The organism is Pseudomonas zeae (assembly GCF_014268485.2).
GTDB classification, from domain to species: domain Bacteria; phylum Pseudomonadota; class Gammaproteobacteria; order Pseudomonadales; family Pseudomonadaceae; genus Aquipseudomonas; species Aquipseudomonas neuropathica.
In genome coordinates this window covers 441,705-461,112 of record NZ_CP077090.1, presented here as the reverse complement: position 1 = coordinate 461,112, position 19,408 = coordinate 441,705, and the positions used below count along the sequence as shown (strand labels likewise).

Sequence of the window (19,408 nt, the reverse complement as noted above, 5' to 3'; positions counted from 1 at the left end):
AATTGCGGCACGTCCTTTGAGATCTGTGCCGATGGTCAACAACAATCAAAAAGACTCATCCTTCCCGCAGTGGCCCGAGGCCGCGCAAACCCTGATGGCGTTGATGCACGCCCAAGGCGAGGTCGCCCGCTTGAGCGAACGCGAGCAGCTGTTCAGCTCCTTGCTGGTCAGCGTCAACGCCGTGCTCTGGGCCTTCAACTGGGAAACCCGGCAGGTGCTGTACGTCAGCCCCGCCTATGAACGGATTTTCGGCCGTTCCGCCGGCCTGCTGCTCGCCGACTACAACCAGTGGCGCGACAGCATCTACCCCGACGATCTCGACTACGCCGAACGCAGCCTCGCCGAAGTCCTGCACAAAGGCGCGGTGGAAGATCGCGAATACCGGATCATCGCCGCCGACGGCCAGGTGCGCTGGCTCAGCGACAAATGCTTCATCAACCGTCAGGACGAACCCGGTCAGCCGGTGATCATCGTGGGCATCGCCGAAGACATTACTGACAAGAAGCAGATGGAAACCGAGCTGCACCGTTTGGCGACTACCGATGTGCTGACGCAAAGCAGCAATCGCCGGCACTTCTTCGAGTGCGCCAATCGCGAGTTCGAAGTAGCGCGGGTGCAGGGCGCGCAAATGGCCTTTCTGCTGCTGGATATCGATGATTTCAAAATGATCAACGACACCTACGGTCATCCCGAAGGCGACAACGTGTTGCAGCGGATTGCCGAGTGCGGGCGCGGGTCATTACGTCGAGGGGATCTGTTCGGGCGGATTGGCGGCGAAGAGTTTGCAGCGGTATTTCCCGGTTGTGCACCGGACATGGCCATGCAAGTGGCGGAGCGGCTGCAGCAGGAGATTCAACGGTTGAGTTTCAGCCATGATGGCCAGACATTCGGTATCACCGTCAGCCAGGGGTTGACCAGTCTGACCGAGACCGACGACAGCCTCGACAGCCTGTTCGCCCGCGCGGATGCGGCGATGTATGAGGCCAAGCGACAGGGCAAGAACCGCATCATTTCTGCCTGACCCGTATCTCAGCTACACAGAGATCCATTGTAGGAGTGAGCCTGCTCGCGATAGCGGAGTGTCAAACGAACCGTTGGTGTCTGACACTCAGCATCGCGAGCAGGCTCACTCCTACAGGGGGTTGCGTAAGTCAGGTTATTTGCGCATCCGCATCAATTCCGGCAAGCCAATCTTCAGCAACCGCGCCGTGCGACTCTTCGCCAGTTCCTCAACGCCTTCATGCTCGGTCAGATGCGCCATCTGCGCCGCCATGTTCATCACCAACGCCTCACGGGAATACACCCCGCCGCCGAGTTGGTAGACCGACGCAATCAGCTCCCGCAATTCCAGCGGCAGGCGCCATCGGGTACGCAACGCCGAACCATAAGCCGCGCCAAACTCGGCCAGCGCGTCGCCCACCTCCTCCCACTCATCCAGCTCTCCACCGGCCTGTTTCCACTCCTGCAGACAACGCAACAACGCCAGATCACCCAGGCGATGCAGCATGCCCGCGCAGTAACAGCGTTCCTGATCGAGATCGAGCAGCCGCGCGAGGGTGCGCGCATATTCAGCGGTGTGCAGCGACACCCCCCAGTAACGTTCGGCATAGTCCGCCAGACATGGATCGCTGAGCCTGGCGCTGCGCTTGAGTGCCAGCCCCAGAATCAGGTTCATGCTCTGCCCGGTGCCCAGCCGATGCAGGGCCTGCGCCAGTGTCTGCACCGGCGCGCCATGGTGCTGCGCCGCGCTGTTGGCCGCAGCGATCAGCACCGCCGTGATTTGTGGGTCGGTCTTGATCTCATCTTCCAACAGCTTCAGATCGAGGCCATTGGGATTGAGGCTGCGCTTCACCGCCACCTGCACATCAGTCATCAACGGCGCACCGTCAGCCTGCTCACGACGTCGCTCGAGAAACACCGACAAGGTCATGCCCGGCGCCAATGCCGGTACTTCACAGAAAACCTCTTCACCGGCATTCAGCAGCAAGCCCTGCAAACGCTCGGTCAGGCTTTCCATGTTCAGTGGTTTGGTCAGATAGGCCGTTGGTGCCAACGGAAGCGCTTCGCGCACGCTGGCGCTGTCGTTGCGGCTGCTCATCAGGATGAACGGCAGCGGCGGATTGCGTTTGCGCTGGCGCACGCTGCGCAGCACGCTCAAACCATCGATGCCGGGCAACTCCCAATCAACGATCGCCAGGTCATACGGCACTTCACTGAGCAATGACAGGGCTTGCTGCCCGTCGGCGCACAAGTCTATCCGCGCATCGCAACGCACGTTCAGGAGCACTTGTTTGAGCAGGTCCCGGGACCACGGATCGGCCTCGGCAATCAGCACTCGGGGTACGGCGGGTAAATCAACGGCAGTCATGCGCGCTCTCCCTTGCAATGCCTGAACCTTAGCCAATGCTGGCCATTCGATACAGCGCTAAAGCAATTGATATGTTCACGGGGCGAAAAAAAACCCGCCGAAGCGGGTTTTTTTGTCTATCCGATCACACAGTGCGCGGCTTACAGCTCCGAGAAGCACTCTTCGATGATCGCCAGACCTTTGTCCAGTTGCTCGTCCGGCGAGGTCAGCGGTACGAGGACGCGCAGAACGTTGCCGTAGGTGCCGCAGGACAGCAGGATCAGGCCCTTGTCGCGCGCCTTGGCCACAACGGACGCTACAGCGGCGGCGTTCGGCTTGTGGCTGTCGCCGTTTTCGAACAGCTCGACCGCGATCATCGCGCCCAAGGCACGGACTTCGCCGATCACCGGATACTTGGCCTGGATAGCTTTCAGGCCAGTAACCAGACGCTCGCCGACAGCCTTGCAGCGGTCCAGCAGTTGTTCTTCTTCGAACACTTCCATCACCGCCAGCGCAGCGGCGCAAGCGATCGGGCTACCGGCGTAAGTGCCGCCCAGGCCACCCGGGGCGATGGCGTCCATGTATTCGGCCTTGCCGCACACACCGGCCAGCGGGAAGCCGCCTGCGATGGATTTGGCGAAGGTGGTCAGGTCGGCAGCAACGCCCATCTGCTCCATGGCGAAGAAGGTGCCGGTACGGCCAGCGCCAGTCTGTACTTCGTCAGCGATCAGCAGGATGCCGTGCTGGTCGCACAGGGCACGCAGACGCTTCATGAACTCTTTCGGCGCAACGTAGAAACCACCTTCACCCTGCACAGGTTCGATGATGATCGCGGCGATGTCTTTCGGCTCAGCATCGTTCTTGAAGATACGCTCGATGGAAGCGATCGAATCATCGATGCTCACGCCGTGCAGTTCGTTCGGGTACAGCGCGCGGAAGATGCCGCCTGGCATCAGGCCCATGCCGGCCGAGTACGGCACGACTTTACCGGTCAGGCCCAGGGTCATCATGGTGCGACCGTGGTAAGCGCCGGTGAAGGCGATCACGCCAGCGCGGCCAGTGGCGGCACGGGCGATTTTCACGGCGTTTTCAACGGCTTCGGAACCGGTGGTGACCAGCAGGGTTTTCTTGGCGAAATCACCTGGCACCTTGGCGTTGATTTTCTCGCACAGCTCAACGTACGGCTCGTAAGCCAGTACCTGGAAGCAAGTGTGAGTCAGCTTGTTCAGCTGTTCGGTCACGGCGGCGATGATTTTCGGGTGCACGTGGCCGGTGTTCAGTACCGCGATGCCGCCGGCGAAGTCGATGAACTCACGACCTTCAACGTCAGTCACGGTGGCGTTCTTCGCCGATTCAGCGAAGATCGGGTGAATCTGGCCAACACCACGTGGAACAGCTGCGGTACGACGGGCCATCAGTTCAGCGTTAGTCTTGCTCATTACAGTCCTCATTCGCCGCTCATCGGGCGGCGTGGTTCAAGGATTAAGCGGGAGAAATCGACGGTGGCAGCATGCGATGATCGACTGCCACGGCGTTCCTGGCCGCAGAGAAAATTCCGGTTTGAAACCACGCAAAGGGACAGCGCTCTCGTGCCCTTTGCGTTTGCAGCAATCCCTTTCTCGGCTTAGATGCCCAGGCAGAGGTATTTGATTTCCAGGTAATCTTCGATGCCGTACTTGGAGCCTTCACGGCCGAGGCCCGAGGCCTTGATGCCACCAAATGGCGCTACTTCGTTGGAGATCAGCCCAGTGTTGACGCCGACCATGCCGTATTCCAGCGCTTCCGCGACACGGAACACACGACCGAGGTCGCGAGCGTAGAAGTAGGAGGCCAGGCCGAACTCGGTGTCGTTGGACATCGCGATCACTTCGGCTTCATCTTTGAAGCGGAACAGCGGCGCCAGCGGACCGAAGGTTTCTTCCTTGGCCACAGCGGCGTTTTTCGGCACGTTGGTCAGGATGGTCGGTTCGAAGAAGTTACCTTCCATCGCCTTGCCGCCAGCCAGCACGGTGGCGCCTTTGGCTACGGCGTCAGCGATGTGTTCTTGCACCTTGGCCACGGCTTTTTCGTCAATCAGCGGACCCGTGGTGGTGCCGTCTTCCAGACCATTTCCGATCTTCAGTTTCGCCACAGCCACTTTCAGCTTCTCGGCGAACGCGTCGTAGACCGAATCCTGAATGTACAGACGGTTCGCGCAGACGCAGGTCTGGCCGTTGTTGCGGTACTTGGAAATGATCGCGCCTTCAACGGCCTTATCCAGGTCCGCGTCGTCGAACACGATGAACGGCGCGTTGCCGCCCAGTTCCAGCGAGACTTTCTTGATGTCCTTGGCGCATTCCGACATCAGCTGACGACCGATTTCGGTCGAACCGGTAAAGGACAATTTACGCACGATCGGGTTGCTGGTCAGCTCGCTGCCGATGTCGCCAGCGCTGCCGGAGACCACGCTGAACACGCCCGCAGGAATACCCGCGCGCTGGGCCAGTTCGGCCAACGCGAAAGCGGAAAACGGAGTTTGCGAAGCAGGCTTGAGCACCATGGTGCAACCGGCAGCCAGTGCTGGACCGGCCTTACGGGTGATCATCGCCGCCGGGAAGTTCCACGGGGTGATCGCGGCGGTCACGCCGATTGGCTGCTTGATCACGATCAGGCGTTTGTCTGGCTGGTGGCCCGGAATCACGTCACCGTAGATGCGCTTGGCTTCTTCGGCGAACCACTCGATGAACGAAGCGGCGTAAACGATTTCGCCCTTGGCTTCGGCCAGCGGCTTGCCCTGTTCGAGGGTCATCAGGCGTGCGAGGTCGTCCTGATTCTCGATCATCAGTTCGAACCAGCGACGCAGCTTGCCGGCACGCTCTTTGGCGGTCAGGGCACGCCAGGCCGGCAGCGCCTTGTCAGCAGCTTCGATGGCACGGCGGGTTTCGGCAGCGCCCATTTTTGGCACGGTACCGAGGATTTCGCCGGTGGCCGGGTTGTTGACCTTGATCGTCTGACCGTTGTCCGCATCGACCCAAGCGCCATCAATGAAGGCTTGCTGGCGGAACAACAGGGTGTCTTTAAGCTGCATGTCGGCTTTCCTTAACAGCACCGCGGCCTGCGCGGAGCAAATTATGATTGTAGAAAGGCGCCTCGCAAGGCTGCCGTCAGGGAAATCAGTGACCGGGCGTGGCGCATCAACCGTGCACGATTCGAAACACCGGCGCTTCAACGCCCGGTCAACGAGCGTTTGAAATCTCAAACGGATCGTAGGATCAAAGGGGTTAAAGGACAATAGGTCGTTCGAAAAAAAGAACAAAAACGGCGTATTTGTGGAATTTTTCAGATCAACGAGCCAAAAGTCCCCGTCGCAGGAAAACCTTAGATCAACCCTGCCAAAGCGCCAAGCGAGGGTTTTGCAGGACGTTACAGCTTTATGGAATGCAGCGCTTTCTGCCGACACGCGCACTGACAATACCCGCCAAAACCCGGCATGGACGCCCCGAGTCGACCTAGGTATGATGTCGCCCGCTGCACCAGTAGCTCAGCTGGATAGAGTACTGCCCTCCGAAGGCAGGGGTCGTGGGTTCGAATCCCGCCTGGTGCACCATTGATTTAAACGAGAAAGCCCCGGACTGTGATGGTCCGGGGCTTTTTTGTGGCTGAGATTCAGCGGGCATTAATTCTCTTGATAACTGCGTTCGATCAGCACTTTGGCCATTTCCAGATCGGCCTGAGTACGCAGACTCAACTCCAGATCACCGGTACCCCAGTGACCGATATTGCGCACATCGCGACTGAACCCCTCAACAAGCTCGACCGAATCGGGATTGAGTTTCAGATAAAGCTGTAAGCGCTTGGATTGCACCACCAAACTGGCGAAGTTTTTCAATCGACGGTAGGCAACGTATAGCTTCAAGTGCTTTTCTTGTACGTCATCACCGAAGGAGTGCAGATAGCTGTTGGTCTGCTCGAAGAGCTCAGAGATTTCTTTCGTCGCCTGACTGAGTTGTTCCTGCCAAGTTTTGTCCTTGGCAGCAGGTGCAAATTTACTCGTATCAGCTTCTACTGACTTGCTCGTTGCGGAGGCATTACCAGTGCTTACCGCATTGACCAGCTCAAGCAGCAACAGATCATCAGCAAACAATTTGTAGCGAATCAATTCGATATTGCGCTGAATCAGCTGCACGGCGTGCTGATCGTAGCGGGTAAAATCCGCCGCGATACACAGCAACCGCGTGCCACCCCACTCGATCTGTTCGGCAGCATCCTTTCCCAATGTCTCCATCACCAGCCAGCGAAACTCTGCTTGGTGGTCGAGTAACCAGTCGAGATAAAACAAGCCCTGATTGATCACATTTTCATTGCTGTGCCGTTTGTATTCGACGATGACCGGACAGCCATTCTCATCGAGACCCAAGGAGTCGATACGTCCCTTGTGAGTCTTGCCCGTAGCGTATTCAGAGGCGAGAAAACGCACCCCGAGAAAGGTTTCCATATGCGCTTCGAGCAGGGTTTGCAGTTGCTTTTCCACCGCGACTGCTCTGCCCGGAAGCTCACATGCACCGTCGGCCAAACCCAAACGAAAGAGCTGAATATCGCTCATCCAAATTCCTTTTCAGCGATCAGCTTTGAGGGTGAAAAACGAAATCTGCAAAAGTCTTCCTGAGAAATCGCAAATCCATAGAGGAGCTACTGCAAAAAATAACATTTGACGACAAAGTGTTTCGGAGCGATATTGCCTCGCCACCAATCAAGTAGCAGCGCTACTGACAAAATTTGGGGTGCGGCAGGCTGCAACCTGCCGCGAATGCAATAACTGACCGGTTAGGAGAGCCAAAGCCGTGCGACTGTATCAAATCACCTATGGCGGGGGTAAGCCGCAAGAGTGCCCATCCCTGTTCGAGCGGATCAAAGGTTACGGCACCTGGTGCCAAGCGATGGATTCCACATGGATTATCGTCACCCAGGAAACCGCAGTTCAGATCAGGGACAATCTTCGTGATGTGATGGATAGAGAGGACGGCCTGCTGGTTACTCGCCTGCACGGAGAAGCAGCCTGGAAAGGGCTGCCAACCGAAGTGACGCAGTGGCTGAAAACCTGAGCGTCACACCGCACCGTTTAAGACTGTGCGCCAAGGACGGCGATTCTACTTTGAGAGCACTATGCCAACCCGATTATGCACATTGAGTGACGTGGCGAATGTCCGATCTGGCTACACCTTCCGAGGAGCGCTGGAAAATAACCCGGACGGCGATATCAAAGTCCTGCAGATAAAGGACCTGCGCCAGCGTGCCGTGATCGACGCCGACGCACTGATTTCAGTCAGTTGGGAGGGAAGTAAAAACCCTCCGCTGCTGGAAGACGGAGATATCGCCGTGGTCGCTCGGGGCGATAGCAATACCGCCGCGCTATATAAAGAAGGGCAACGGATAGTGGCTACCAGTCAATTTTTCATCGTCAGCCGCAAAACAGCTGAAATCTCACCGGAATATCTGTGCTGGATGATCAACCTCCCACAAAGCCAACGAAGCCTCGAACGAAACGGCAGCAGCATTCAGGCCATCAGCAAAGCATCGCTGATGAGCATGCCTATCCCGTTACCGTCGCTGGAAACCCAGGCAAAGCTGACGAACTTGCAGCGCCTCTGGGATGAAGAAGATCAATTGATCGCCCAGCTTCATACGAATCGTGAGCAAATGCTCCAAGGCATTTATCAGCAACTTATTAAGGATTGACCATGAGTGGCAAAGTAAAACAGGACGACATCAACAAGGCGCTATGGGCGGCTTGCGATATCTTCCGCGGCACGATCAGCGCCGACACCTACAAAGACTTCATCCTGACCATGCTCTTCCTGAAGTACATCAGCGATGTCTGGCAGGATCATTACGACACCTACCAAAAGCAGTACGGCGATGAGCCTGAACTGATTGTAGAGATGCTCAAGAACGAACGCTTCGTGTTGCCGCGTGACGCCAGCTACTACGCGCTGTACGACAAGCGTCATGAACCAGGCAACGGCGAGCGGATTGACCAGGCTCTGCACGCTATCGAAGAAGCCAACGGCACCAAGCTCAAGGACGCTGGCAAAAGCGTGTTCCAGGACATCTCCTTCAACACTGATCGCTTGGGTGAAGAGAAGCAGAAGAACACCATTCTGCGTGACCTGCTTCAGGAGTTTGCCAAGCCTGAGCTGAACCTCAAACCGTCTCGCGTTGGCAGTCTGGACGTGATCGGTAACGCCTACGAATACTTGATCAAGAATTTCGCAACCAACGGCGGACAAAAGGCGGGTGAGTTTTACACCCCGCCAGAGGTTTCCGAGTTGATCGCTGAATTGCTTGATCCACAACCGGGCGACACCATCTGTGATCCGGCTTGCGGCTCCGCTTCACTTCTTATGAAGTGCGGACGCAAAGTGCGTGAGCACCATAACAGCAAGAACTACGCGCTCTATGGTCAGGAAGCCATCGGCTCTACTTGGTCCATGGCCAAGATGAACATGTTTTTGCATGGTGAGGACAACCACAAGATCGAGTGGGGCGACACGCTGCGTAACCCTAAATTGCTCGACCATAATCGCCAGTTGTTGAAGTTCGATATCGTGACTGCAAACCCACCGTTCTCGTTGGATAAGTGGGGGCATGACATCGCAGAGAGTGACCACTTCGGGCGATTCAAGCGTGGTATCCCACCTAAAACAAAGGGCGATTATGCATTTATATTACATATGATTGAAACACTGAAACCCAAGACAGGACGTATGGCGGTGGTAGTTCCCCATGGCGTACTGTTCCGGGGCTCAAGCGAAGGAAAAATTCGTCAAAAACTTATTGATGAAAATTTACTAGATGCGGTAATTGGTCTACCTGAGAAGCTTTTTTACGGAACAGGAATTCCTGCTGCTATTTTAATATTCAACAAAGCAAAAATCGATCAGAGTGTTATATTTATAGATGCTAGCCGTGACTTTAAATCCGGAAAAAACCAGAACGCCCTTGGTGATGAGCATATAAGAAACATCTTACTGGTCTATCGTCACCGTATCAACTCTGATAAATATAGTCACCGTGCGAGCCTCAAAGAAATTCAAGAAAACGATTACAATCTAAATATTCCTCGTTACGTTGATACTTTTGAACAAGAAGCAGATATAGACCTAACACTGGTGAGTATCGAGAGAAAAAAAATAACAAAAGAAATAGCTGAGCTTGAAGAGCGCATGGACGCTTATTTGAAGGAGTTGGGTTATGGCGCCTGAAGGATGGCTAAAAACCACATTAAAAACGCTGATCGATATAAAACACGGCTTTGCATTCAAAAGTGAATATTTTTCAGACTGTGGCCCTCATATTTTAATGACCCCTGGCCATTTTCATGAAGAAGGTGGTTTCCGATGTCAAGGTTCAAAAACCAAGTACTTTACTGGCGAAGTACCTGCAGGATATTTGCTAAAAAAGGGCGATGTAGTAATTGCTATGACAGAACAGGCGGCAGGCCTTCTAGGCAGTACAGCACTTGTCCCTGATGGCAATAAGTATCTTCACAATCAACGACTTGGGCTTATAAAATCGCTAGACACGTCAAAAATAGATGTCAACTTCCTATATTGGCTATATAACTTCAAGGACATCAGAAAGCAGATTTCTGAACAAGCTTCTGGCACTAAAGTAAAGCATACATCACCGGAGCGACTGACGGGTGTCCTTGCACTAATACCACCTATAGAGGAACAGAAAATAATTTCTGAATTGTTGTTTGCATGGGACAAAGCGATAAATGCAACCTCCAACTTAATTTCCAATAGCAAGCTACAAAAAGCCGCGCTAATGCAATTATTATTGACAGAAAAAAGAAGGCTGCCTGCATTTAAAGGTGACTGGACGAAGTATAAGTTCGGAACATTATTCAAAGAGCGTGTAGAGACTGACTCCATAGACTTACCACTATTATCGATCACCTCTGACGACGGAGTAATATATAGAGAGGATGTAGGCAGAAAAGACACATCCAATGCTGACAAATCAAAATATTTAAGAATCTGCATAGGGGACATTGGCTACAATACTATGCGAATGTGGCAGGGTGTGTCCGGACTTGCAAAATTTGAGGGAATAGTTAGCCCAGCGTATACCGTCCTAATACCCCAAAAAGAAATTGACTCAATCTATGCATCTTACTTATTCAAACTACCTTCAGTTATCCATTTGTTTTACAGACATTCACAGGGCATGGTATCCGACACTTGGAACTTAAAATACTCTAATTTCGCCAAGATAAAATGGTCTATTCCAGATATCAATGAACAAAAAGCGATTGCCTCTCTATTATCTACTGCAGATCAAGAAATCAACGCCTTACAACGAAAGCTCTCCAATCTGAAAAAAGAGAAAAGTAGCCTGATGCAAAAACTGCTCACCGGCAAAATCCGAGTCAATACCGAGATCCAATAAATGACCATCAACGACCTGATCCTCTACAGCACCGAAGACGGTTTGGCGCAGTTCACGCTACGTGAAATGAACGGTCAGGTCTGGCTCACGCAACTCGAGCTGGCCGAGCTGTATCAGTCCAGCAAGCAGAACATCAGCAAGCACATTCAGGCGGTTTTGGCCGATGGCGAGCTCGCCGAACCGGCAGTTGTCAACTCTAAGTTGACAACTGCCGCTGACGGCAAGGAATACCTGACGCAGCTCTATGCGCTGCCGATGATCATCGCTATTGGCTACCGAGTCCGTTCAAGTCGCGGCTCACAATTTCGCCAATGGGCCACGCGAACCCTGAGCGAGTACATGCTGAAAGGCTTCGTGATGGACGACGCCCGTCTGAAGGAGCCCCGCTGGGATTACTTCGATGAACTGCTGGAACGCATCCGCGACATACGGTCGTCGGAGAAGCGTTTCTATCAGAAGGTTCGTGATCTGTTCTGCTTGGCCGAGGACTATCGCGCCAATGAGCAAGACACCGCACGGTTGTTCGCCGAGGTGCAGAACAAACTGTTCTTTGCCGTGACCGGACATACCGCAGCCGAACTGATTGTGCGCCGCGCCGATGCCAGCGTACCGAACATGAACCTGCTCAGCTTCAAAGGTGACCGCGTACGCAAGGCCGATGTGGTCGTAGCCAAGAATTACCTGAACGGCGAAGAACTGGACCAGCTCAATCGTCTGGTCAGCATGTTTCTGGACTTCGCTGAGCTGCGTGCAAAACAGCGCCAACACCTGAAGCTGGAAAACTGGCGGCAGTACATCGACAGCTTTATGGCGTTTAACGAGCAGCCGCTGTTACGTACAGCGGGCACGGTTAGCCACGAACACATGAAGCAAGTCGTGCATGAGCGATACGAAGACTTCGATAAGAAACGCCGAAAAATAGAAGCCATAGCAGTGGACTCTCAGGAACTTCAAGAACTGGAAGACCTGGAAAAACGCTTGCGTAGCAGCAAGAAGACCCAATGAAGTCAGTGCCACACAAGGAATTTGCCCCGATGATTAGCGGCCCGAAATTTCAGGAAGAATACAGCGCGAAATTGCCTGCGCTGACCCTGCTCAGCAACCTGGGCTGGGACTTTCTGTCGCCAGAACAGGCGCTGGCCGCCAGATCCGGCAAAACCGATGAAGTGGTACTGCGTGACCTTCTTCGCGAACAACTGAGTAAACGTCGATTCACGTTTGCGGGTAACGAATACCCGTTGTCGGCAAAATCCATTGATAACCTCGTCAGTGAGGTCTGCAGCCCCGCTCTGAATGAAGGACTGCAAGCGGCCAATGAAAAGCTCTACAACCACTTGCTGTATGGCATTTCGGTGACAGAGTTCGTTGATGGTAAGCGGGCGAATCCGACCATTGCTTTGATTGACTGGCAGGATCTGTCCAACAACAGTTTTGTCTTCACCGAAGAGTTCCGCGTGCTGCGCAGCGGTGGAGTGGATACTCGGCGGCCGGATATCGTTTGCTTTGTTAACGGTATCCCGCTGGTGGTGATTGAAGCCAAGCGCCCTGATGGTCACGCCAAGAAAGGCCCGACCATTGATGCCGGGATTTCACAAAGTCTGCGCAACCAGCGCCACGATGAAATTCCACGACTATTTGCCTACAGCCAACTGCTGCTCTCGATCAATGGCAGTGACGGTCGCTATGCAACGTGCGGAACCGATCAGAAGTTTTGGGCAGCCTGGCGCGATGAAGATCTCGGCACCGCCAAACAGCACGCTATCAAGAATCAGCACCTGAGCGCTGAACAGAAAAATGCACTGTTTTCTCATCGCAATCCCGATGACCTTACTTGGTATGAAGGCTTATTGGCGGGTGGAGAGCTGGCAGTGACCGGGCAGGATCAATTGTTGATTGGCCTGCTCTCCCCTACCCGCTTGTTGGAGATGACGCGTTACTTCACGTTGTTCGACCAAAAGGCCGGCAAAATCGTCGCGCGCTATCAGCAGGTTTTCGGGATAAAGCGATTGATTGAGCGCGTCCGTCTCAAGCGCAAGGACGGCGGCCGTGAGGGAGGGGTGATCTGGCACACCACGGGGTCAGGCAAATCCTTCACCATGGTGTTCCTGAGCAAGGCGTTGATACTTCACGACGACCTTAAACAATGCCGAATCGTGGTAGTTACCGACCGTATCGACCTGGAAAACCAGTTGAGCAAGACCTTCGCCTCAAGTGGTGAGCTCTCCGGCAAAAGAGATTGGGTGTCTGCCATGGCGACCTCAGGCACTCGCCTCGCCGAACAGATCGGTCGCGGTCATGAGCGCATCATTTTTTCGCTGATCCAGAAATTCAACAGCGCCACCAAACTGCCGGAATGTATCAATACCAGCTCCGACATTATCGTGTTGATCGACGAAGGTCACCGTAGCCAGGGCGGTGAAAACAACGTACGTATGAAACAAGCGCTGCCGAATGCGGCGTTCGTGGCGTTTACCGGCACGCCACTGTTGAAAAAAGACAAAACCACTAACAAATTCGGCCCGATTGTTCATGCCTACACCATGCAGCGGGCAGTGGAAGACAAAGCGGTTACGCCACTCCTTTATGAAGAGCGTAAACCTGATCTCGACGTAAACGACCGGGCAATAGACAGCTGGTTTGCACGCATTACCGAAGGTCTGACGGAAGAACAGAAGACAGATCTGAAGCGCAAATTTGCCAAAAAACAGCGCATCTACTCCGCTGAAGACCGTATTCGGCTGATTGCTTTGGACATCGCCAACCACTTTGTAAAAAACGTCGACAACGGTCTCAAAGGGCAACTCGCCTGTGAAAGCAAGGCTGAGGCAGTCAAATACAAAAAGTATCTGGACGAAGCGGGTCTGTTCGAAAGCGCTCTCGTGATGAGTCCGCCGGACAGCCGTGAGGGCAATCTGGAGGTCGACGAGTCCAACATTCCGGAAGTGACCCAATGGTGGAACAAAAACGTTGGTGGCACTAACGAGCAGACTTATACCAAACAGGTAATCGAACGCTTCGAAAAGGATGATTCGCTCAAACTTTTGATCGTTGTAGACAAACTGTTAACCGGATTCGATGAACCAAAGAACAGCGTTTTGTACATCGACAAGCCACTCAAAGAGCACAACCTGATTCAAGCCATTGCCCGGGTCAACCGGTTGCACCCACTGAAGAAGTTCGGCTTGCTGATTGACTATCGCGGCATCCTCACCGAACTCGATACCACGATTCAGAAGTACCAGGACTTGGCATCGCGCACCCAAGGCGGCTATGACATCAATGACATTGCCGGTCTCTACGATCCGATGAGCAGTGAGTACAAACGCCTGCCCTCTCTTTACAAAAATCTGTGGGCGATCTTTGCCAACGTTAAAAATAAGGGTGATATCGAACAACTGCGTCATGTGCTGGTGCCGAGGATGCAAGAGCTTGATGGCGAGTTTATAGATATCAATCTCAAGGTCCGCGAGGATTTCTACGACGCGCTGACCGAGTTCGCGTCTTGCTTGAAAGTAGCGTTGCAGTCGGCTTCGTTTTTCGAAGACACCAGCTTCACCGAGGCGGATCGAACGCACTACAAGGAAACCCTGCAGCAGCTTTCCAGCTTGAGGATGCTGGCCAAGCAAGACGCGGGTGAAACCATCAGCTACGACGAATACGCCGAACGGGTGCGTAAGCTGCTGGATAAACATGTGGTCGGTGTAGAGGTGCGAGAGCCCAAAGGCACATATGAAGTCGGCAGGATGGGGCAGAAACAGCCTGAGGACTGGCCTGAGGAAAAAACCCGAAACGAGACTGACATCATCAAGACTCGGGTTAGCAAGATGATTGAGCAGGATCTTAAAGACGATCCCTATGCTCAAGAGGCCTTTTCCAAACTACTGCGTCAGGCTATCGAGGAAGCAGAAAAGCTCTTCGATCACCCACTGAAGCAGTACATGTTGTTTCACGAATTCGAACAACAGGTGCAGTCGCGCAAACTGGATGAGCTACCGGATGCGTTTTCCGGCAACAAACATGCACAGGCCTACTACGGCGTGTTCAAGAAGACTCTGCCTGATACGTTTGCGGCACTTGATGCACAAGCTCAGGACATGTGGGTCAAGCTCGCCTTCAGCCTCGAGGAAATGGTTACAGCGTCCGTCGCCGAACACTCGATTAATCCGCAAAACATTGAAGCGGATATTCGCAAGAAACTGCTGCCGCTGATGTTCAAAGAGTGCAAGGCAATCGGTGCTGGAATGGACCAAGCGAAAGTCATCGTTGAAACGGTGGTTCAGATCACTCGCGTAGGACTGGGAGCTGCATGAGCGTTCCCATCCTTCTGCCGGAAGCTCATGGACGCGCTGCAAAACACTGGCTTAGCTTTCACTACGCCGACGAACTCATTGTCGTGGAGCGCGCACCCAAAGCACGACAAGTGCCGCGTCTGCTGATCAAGGTCGACCCGGACTGTCGAGTATCGGTGCAAGCACCTGCCAGTGCGAATGACGAGGAAGTGCTGCAAGCATTGAAAAAACGTGGCCGTTGGATTTACCAGCAGTTGCGTCAGTTCCGAGAAAACTCAGCGCACGTGACGCCACGCCAATACATCAGCGGAGAAAGTCATTACTACTTGGGCAAACAACACGTGCTCAAAGTGATAGAGGCCACTTCTGATGTTCCGCAAGTACGCTTGCTAAGGGGAAAGCTAGAAATTTCTGTCAGACAGAAGAAGGCCGAGATTGTGCGTGAACATCTCAGAGCCTGGTATAGGGTGAGGGCTCGTGACGTATTCAGTCGGCGCCTACAAGCTGTACTTGAGCAAACGCTATGGGTAGTGGACGAGCCGCCCTTACGTATTCAGACGATGCAGACTCAGTGGGGAAGTTGCTCACCCAATGGTCGGATCACCTTGAATCCTCACCTGGTTAAAACGCCGCGCGAATGCATTGACTACGTGATCCTTCACGAGCTCTGCCATATCGCAGAACATAATCACAGCGAGCGGTTTTACCGGCTGATGAGACAGGTCATGCCGCATTGGGAAAGGGTCAAGGCTCGACTGGATGGCATGGCAGCGCTTGTTCTTAGCGATTTAGCAACAATTGAACAAAAATAGGTTTAAGCATTCATCACCCAAAGCCACGCATGCGGGTATCACTGATGCTCTTACTCCCATGCGATACCCACTTAAAATGCTCAAACTGGGCAACTCAAGTAAAACTCGACGTTCCGATCCGCTGACTTTAATCGGGTCGAGAACGTTCTTGGGTAGTTTCTTAGGTAGTTTTTCTTGGGTAGTTTTTCTTGGGTAGTCCAAGAAAAATCGACTGTTGTTCCCCTAGCATCCGTGTCCCCCCTCCCTAAACGCTTAGTCATTTGAGGGTGCTGGTGCTCCACGGCCAACCCTTACTCCGTCGTCCAGTCGAACTCGTCGTAATCATCGTCGTCTTCTTCCTCCTCAACCTCCTCCTCAAAAACCTCGTCTTCATCAACGACATCCTCTTCCGGCTGATTCAGCAGAAATTCCTTACGCGTCTCGGTAATCGCTCGCCGCATCTCTTCGCCCTTCTCCGGGCAGTTGAGCAGTTGGGCGATGCGGTCAATTTTTGCTGCCACGTTGTCCTCCAGCGCATCGGCAATGCCCCGATAGTGCGCGTTTTTGCGGGGCAATGCCAAATGGCTGAGGGGTCAGGCGGTCATTTTTTCTGCAGCTGTTGGAGTCGGGCGTCGAGATCGGCGTTCGGGTAGCGTTTGTGCAGGTTGTTGAACAGGCTGTCGGCGGCTTGTGACTGGCCGGATTCGCGCAGGCGCAGGACTTCGCGCAGTTGTGCGTCGAGGCCGTTGGCCGGGGTGGCAGCACGCTTGCTGAGTTTGGCTTCACCGGCGCTGATAGTTTGATCTTGCATCGGCGCCGCCATTTCCATCATCGGCGCAGGTGCCGGCATGGCGCCGGCCGGAGCGGACAATCGGTGCAGTTGCGCTGAGTCCGTGTCGGTCATCGGTACGGCAAGCTTGGGGGCTGGCGCGTAGTCCGGTTCAGGGGCGCGCTGTACCAGCGATAACATCAAAGCCACGCCGACGAGACTGGCGAATGCAACTTGCCAGCGTGGTTTGCGACATAAATCCGCCCAGCGTTGCCACAGGCTTGGTTTCGGCGCAGGGGTTTGACGCTGCGCAGCGTTGAGGATGAACGCATCAAGGTGCGCTGGCGGTTCAGCGTTGTGCTGTTCGCGAACATGTTTAATCACCGAATCTTCCGGTGTCTGGCGGGCGTCAGTCATGTCAGTACCTCCTCGGCCAGCAGCCGACGCAGTTTTTGCTGGGCATAGCGCAAGCGGCTTTTGACGGTTTCCAGCGGTGTTTCGGTGAGGCTGGCGATTTGTGCCAGGTCGAGGTCGCCGTGGGCGCGCAGCAAGAACACCTCGCGCTGGTCGGCAGGCAGGGTTTGCAGGGCGCTTTCCAGGCGCTGGCTGTCTCGACTGAGGCTGAGCAGCTGTTCGGGATCATTTGCCTCATCACTGACCGCGTGATTTTGCTCGTCGTAGCTGTCGTGCAACGGTTGCCGGGCGCCGTGTTTGCGCCAGTGGTCGATCAGGCGATTACGGGCAATCTGGAACAACCACGTACGAAATGTCGCCCGCCCTTGTGGCTGACTGCTGCTGCGGATCAGGCTCAGCCAGGTTTCCTGAAACACCTCGTCGGCCAGTTCCGGTTTGCCGCTCAATCCGAGCAGAAACCGATACAGGCCTTGGCGATGACGCGCGTACAAGGTCTCGAACGCCGCGCTGTCGCCCTGGCGATAACGCGCCAGCAGCGATTCATCGCTGCTGGCGGTTGAGCTGTCTGCCGAGGCAAACAGCTGACTGATGAAGCCTTTCAGACGACTCACTTATTCGATCCGTTGTTCAGTGGCCAACGCGTTCGATGCGGTTGAACTGCGCAAGCTCTGCGCCAATTCGACCAGTTGCACAAACTCATTGCGCAGACCAAAGCGATCATCGCCACGAGCGCCGCGAGCCAGTGCTTCGGTGTCTTTCAGGCTGAAGTCGCCGGTATAGCGAGCGTCCTTGAGTTGTTGGGAAAACGCGGCGACGGCAGCGGCAAAGCGCAGGTCTTCGCTGGCAGTTACAACCTGATTGGCGATGGGCCGCTCGATCAGCAGACTTTTCCCACCTTCGGCACGCTGATAACGCACACGCAGCATCGCTAATTCTCCGCTCTTTGCCGAAACAACAGCGTCGGATTTGCCGTAACGCAGCGGCTCCAGCCAGCCCTGCTCGCCCGCCGGAACAATTTCGTACAGCGCGGTCACCGTGTGTCCTGCGCCGATTTCGCCGGCATCGACTTTGTCATTACTGAAGTCCTCACGCTTCAACGCACGGTTCTCGTAGCCGAGCAGGCGATATTCGCTGACCTGCGCCGGGTTGAATTCCACCTGCAGTTTGACGTTTTGCGCCACCACGGCGAGGGTCGAGCTCAACTGATCCACCAATACTTTGCGTGCCTCGCGCAGATTGTCGATGTAGGCGTAGTTACCGTCGCCTGCGTCGGCCAGTTGTTCCATCAAGTGCTTATTGTAGTTATCCACACCGAAACCCAGGGTCGTCAGCGAAATCCCGGTTCTGCGTTTATCCACAGCCATTTGTTTGAGGCTGTCGAAGTCGCTGACGCCGACATTGAAGTCACCATCAGTGGCCAGGAGGATGCGGTTGATGCCTTTGGGGATGAAGGCCTGCTGCGCCATTTGGTAGGCCAGTTCGATACCCGAGGCGCCAGCGGTCGAGCCACCGGCGGTCAATTGCTCGATGGCTGTACGAATTTTCGCTTTCTCGCGTCCGGAGGTCGGCTCCAGTACCACTCTCGATTCGCCGGCATACACCACTAACGAAACGCGATCCTGATCGCGTAACTGATCGACCAGCAATTTCAGCGTGCTTTTGACCATCGGCAGGCCTTCGCGGCGATCCATCGAGCCGGACACGTCGACCAGAAATACCAGATTGGCCGGGGCCAGTTCCGCCACGGCTCGGTCGGAGGCCTTGATGCCGATGCGCAGCAAGCGCGTGTGCGGGTTCCACGGTGAAGCGGCCAGTTCGGTGGTCACGCCGAAGGGCGAGCCATCACTGGGCAGCGCGTAGTCGTAGGGGAAGTAATTGACCAGTTCCTCCAGCCGCACCGCACCTTCCGGTGGCAGTCGACCTTGATTGAGCAAGCGGCGGACGTTGGCATAAGCGCCCGTATCGACGTCGGCACTGAAAGTCGAAACCGGCGTCTCGGCGACGCTGTGGATCGGGTTATCGGCCAACGTCTGATACTGCTCGCGCTGCTCGTCGCGATAGCTCTGTGGATAACTTTCACTCAACGGCATCGGCGCGCTGCCCGCATTGGGCATCCTGTACAGCGCGCGTTTGGCCATTGAGCTGTCAGCCATCACGGCTTCCTGCTGAACCAACACCTCAGGCTCCGCCGGTGCAGGCACAGCAGCAGAATCGGGTGTGGACGAAGCACCGCAACCGGCGAGCGCCAGCAGCACACCAACCGCAACAGGACGCAAAAGAGAATGAGACATGGGGGCTGACCTCGGGATGAATTTGATCATTCATCTCCTGAGACGGGCAGCCCTTTCAGTTCGGGTTAAACGCC

General features: G+C 54.8%; 16 protein-coding genes and 1 tRNA gene. 9 read left to right on the top strand and 8 right to left on the bottom strand.

What is annotated here, in order from left to right:
• The first annotated feature begins 31 nt into the window (after positions 1 to 31).
• A complete protein-coding gene (locus HU754_RS02005) occupies positions 32 to 1,021 on the top strand; it encodes a GGDEF domain-containing protein (protein ID WP_093440388.1) in 990 nt (329 codons plus the stop codon).
• Positions 1,022 to 1,156: 135 nt separating this feature from the next.
• On the opposite strand, the gene HU754_RS02000 is transcribed toward HU754_RS02005, so the two are convergent.
• The 3 genes from HU754_RS02000 to gabD form a co-directional block, all read right to left on the bottom strand.
• On the bottom strand, positions 1,157 to 2,368 hold the full coding sequence (locus tag HU754_RS02000; RefSeq protein WP_186620814.1) for a response regulator: 1,212 nt from the start codon (positions 2,366 to 2,368) through the stop codon (positions 1,157 to 1,159).
• A 140-nt stretch (positions 2,369 to 2,508) separates the two neighbouring features.
• Entirely contained in the window at positions 2,509 to 3,786 is a 1,278-nt protein-coding gene (gene gabT / locus HU754_RS01995) for a 4-aminobutyrate--2-oxoglutarate transaminase (RefSeq protein WP_007917687.1), read from the bottom strand.
• A 185-nt stretch (positions 3,787 to 3,971) separates the two neighbouring features.
• Positions 3,972 to 5,414 (bottom strand): NADP-dependent succinate-semialdehyde dehydrogenase, encoded by a 1,443-nt coding sequence (gabD, locus tag HU754_RS01990; RefSeq protein WP_007917688.1) that lies wholly within the window; start codon positions 5,412 to 5,414, stop codon positions 3,972 to 3,974.
• A 442-nt stretch (positions 5,415 to 5,856) separates the two neighbouring features.
• On the opposite strand from gabD, the gene HU754_RS01985 reads away from it, so the two are divergent.
• Positions 5,857 to 5,933 (top strand) — tRNA-Arg (locus tag HU754_RS01985).
• A gap of 69 nt (positions 5,934 to 6,002) precedes the next feature.
• Here HU754_RS01985 and HU754_RS01980 read toward each other — a convergent pair.
• Positions 6,003 to 6,929 carry a DUF5655 domain-containing protein gene (locus HU754_RS01980; protein WP_186620816.1) on the bottom strand — a complete coding sequence of 309 codons (927 nt, stop codon included), beginning with the start codon at positions 6,927 to 6,929 and terminating at the stop codon, positions 6,003 to 6,005.
• Positions 6,930 to 7,167: 238 nt separating this feature from the next.
• On the opposite strand from HU754_RS01980, the gene HU754_RS01975 reads away from it, so the two are divergent.
• The 7 genes from HU754_RS01975 to HU754_RS01945 all read left to right on the top strand — a co-directional run bounded on the left by HU754_RS01975 (position 7,168) and on the right by HU754_RS01945 (position 15,881).
• Positions 7,168 to 7,428 carry a hypothetical protein gene (locus HU754_RS01975; protein ID WP_186620817.1) on the top strand — a complete coding sequence of 87 codons (261 nt, stop codon included), beginning with the start codon at positions 7,168 to 7,170 and terminating at the stop codon, positions 7,426 to 7,428.
• A gap of 61 nt (positions 7,429 to 7,489) precedes the next feature.
• Positions 7,490 to 8,062, top strand: a complete 573-nt coding sequence (locus HU754_RS01970) for a restriction endonuclease subunit S (protein ID WP_186620818.1) — start codon at positions 7,490 to 7,492, stop codon at positions 8,060 to 8,062.
• 2 nt (positions 8,063 to 8,064) lie between these two features.
• A complete protein-coding gene (locus tag HU754_RS01965; protein ID WP_186620819.1) occupies positions 8,065 to 9,588 on the top strand; it encodes a type I restriction-modification system subunit M in 1,524 nt (507 codons plus the stop codon).
• A complete protein-coding gene (locus HU754_RS01960; RefSeq protein WP_186620820.1) occupies positions 9,578 to 10,780 on the top strand; it encodes a restriction endonuclease subunit S in 1,203 nt (400 codons plus the stop codon). The genes HU754_RS01965 and HU754_RS01960 overlap by 11 nt, the downstream gene beginning before the upstream one ends.
• The gene (locus tag HU754_RS01955) at positions 10,781 to 11,785 is read left to right on the top strand and encodes a virulence RhuM family protein (RefSeq protein WP_186620821.1); all 1,005 of its coding nucleotides are present in this window, start codon (positions 10,781 to 10,783) and stop codon (positions 11,783 to 11,785) included.
• On the top strand, positions 11,782 to 15,090 hold the full coding sequence (locus HU754_RS01950) for a type I restriction endonuclease subunit R (protein WP_264082794.1): 3,309 nt from the start codon (positions 11,782 to 11,784) through the stop codon (positions 15,088 to 15,090). The genes HU754_RS01955 and HU754_RS01950 overlap by 4 nt, the downstream gene beginning before the upstream one ends.
• The gene (locus tag HU754_RS01945) at positions 15,087 to 15,881 is read left to right on the top strand and encodes a M48 family metallopeptidase (protein ID WP_186620822.1); all 795 of its coding nucleotides are present in this window, start codon (positions 15,087 to 15,089) and stop codon (positions 15,879 to 15,881) included. Before HU754_RS01950 ends, HU754_RS01945 begins: the two co-directional genes overlap by 4 nt.
• 290 nt (positions 15,882 to 16,171) lie before the next feature.
• Here HU754_RS01945 and HU754_RS01940 read toward each other — a convergent pair whose 3' ends face one another.
• From HU754_RS01940 to HU754_RS01925, 4 genes are read right to left on the bottom strand one after another with little or no spacing between them, the layout of a single operon-like run.
• Entirely contained in the window at positions 16,172 to 16,441 is a 270-nt protein-coding gene (locus HU754_RS01940; RefSeq protein ID WP_186620823.1) for a hypothetical protein, read from the bottom strand.
• Between the two features lie 20 nt (positions 16,442 to 16,461).
• Entirely contained in the window at positions 16,462 to 17,046 is a 585-nt protein-coding gene (locus HU754_RS01935) for a hypothetical protein (RefSeq protein ID WP_186620824.1), read from the bottom strand.
• Positions 17,043 to 17,624 (bottom strand): RNA polymerase sigma factor, encoded by a 582-nt coding sequence (locus HU754_RS01930; protein WP_175559670.1) that lies wholly within the window; start codon positions 17,622 to 17,624, stop codon positions 17,043 to 17,045. Before HU754_RS01930 ends, HU754_RS01935 begins: the two co-directional genes overlap by 4 nt.
• 30 nt (positions 17,625 to 17,654) lie before the next feature.
• Positions 17,655 to 19,334 carry a vWA domain-containing protein gene (locus tag HU754_RS01925; RefSeq protein WP_186620825.1) on the bottom strand — a complete coding sequence of 560 codons (1,680 nt, stop codon included), beginning with the start codon at positions 19,332 to 19,334 and terminating at the stop codon, positions 17,655 to 17,657.
• Positions 19,335 to 19,408: the final 74 nt, after the last annotated feature.

What these genes read in the sequence shown, in the direction of transcription:
- HU754_RS01965 (WP_186620819.1), top strand. Translation starts at nt 8,065, where the DNA reads ATGAGTGGCAAAGTAAAACAGGACGACATCAACAAGGCGCTATGGGCG.
- HU754_RS02000 (WP_186620814.1), bottom strand. Translation starts at nt 2,368, where the DNA reads ATGACTGCCGTTGATTTACCCGCCGTACCCCGAGTGCTGATTGCCGAG.
- HU754_RS01925 (WP_186620825.1), bottom strand. Translation starts at nt 19,334, where the DNA reads ATGTCTCATTCTCTTTTGCGTCCTGTTGCGGTTGGTGTGCTGCTGGCG.
- gabT (WP_007917687.1), bottom strand. Translation starts at nt 3,786, where the DNA reads ATGAGCAAGACTAACGCTGAACTGATGGCCCGTCGTACCGCAGCTGTT.
- HU754_RS01945 (WP_186620822.1), top strand. Translation starts at nt 15,087, where the DNA reads ATGAGCGTTCCCATCCTTCTGCCGGAAGCTCATGGACGCGCTGCAAAA.
- HU754_RS01935 (WP_186620824.1), bottom strand. Translation starts at nt 17,046, where the DNA reads ATGACTGACGCCCGCCAGACACCGGAAGATTCGGTGATTAAACATGTT.
- HU754_RS01950 (WP_264082794.1), top strand. Translation starts at nt 11,782, where the DNA reads ATGAAGTCAGTGCCACACAAGGAATTTGCCCCGATGATTAGCGGCCCG.
- gabD (WP_007917688.1), bottom strand. Translation starts at nt 5,414, where the DNA reads ATGCAGCTTAAAGACACCCTGTTGTTCCGCCAGCAAGCCTTCATTGAT.
- HU754_RS01980 (WP_186620816.1), bottom strand. Translation starts at nt 6,929, where the DNA reads ATGAGCGATATTCAGCTCTTTCGTTTGGGTTTGGCCGACGGTGCATGT.
- HU754_RS01955 (WP_186620821.1), top strand. Translation starts at nt 10,781, where the DNA reads ATGACCATCAACGACCTGATCCTCTACAGCACCGAAGACGGTTTGGCG.
- HU754_RS01960 (WP_186620820.1), top strand. Translation starts at nt 9,578, where the DNA reads ATGGCGCCTGAAGGATGGCTAAAAACCACATTAAAAACGCTGATCGAT.
- HU754_RS02005 (WP_093440388.1), top strand. Translation starts at nt 32, where the DNA reads ATGGTCAACAACAATCAAAAAGACTCATCCTTCCCGCAGTGGCCCGAG.
- HU754_RS01970 (WP_186620818.1), top strand. Translation starts at nt 7,490, where the DNA reads ATGCCAACCCGATTATGCACATTGAGTGACGTGGCGAATGTCCGATCT.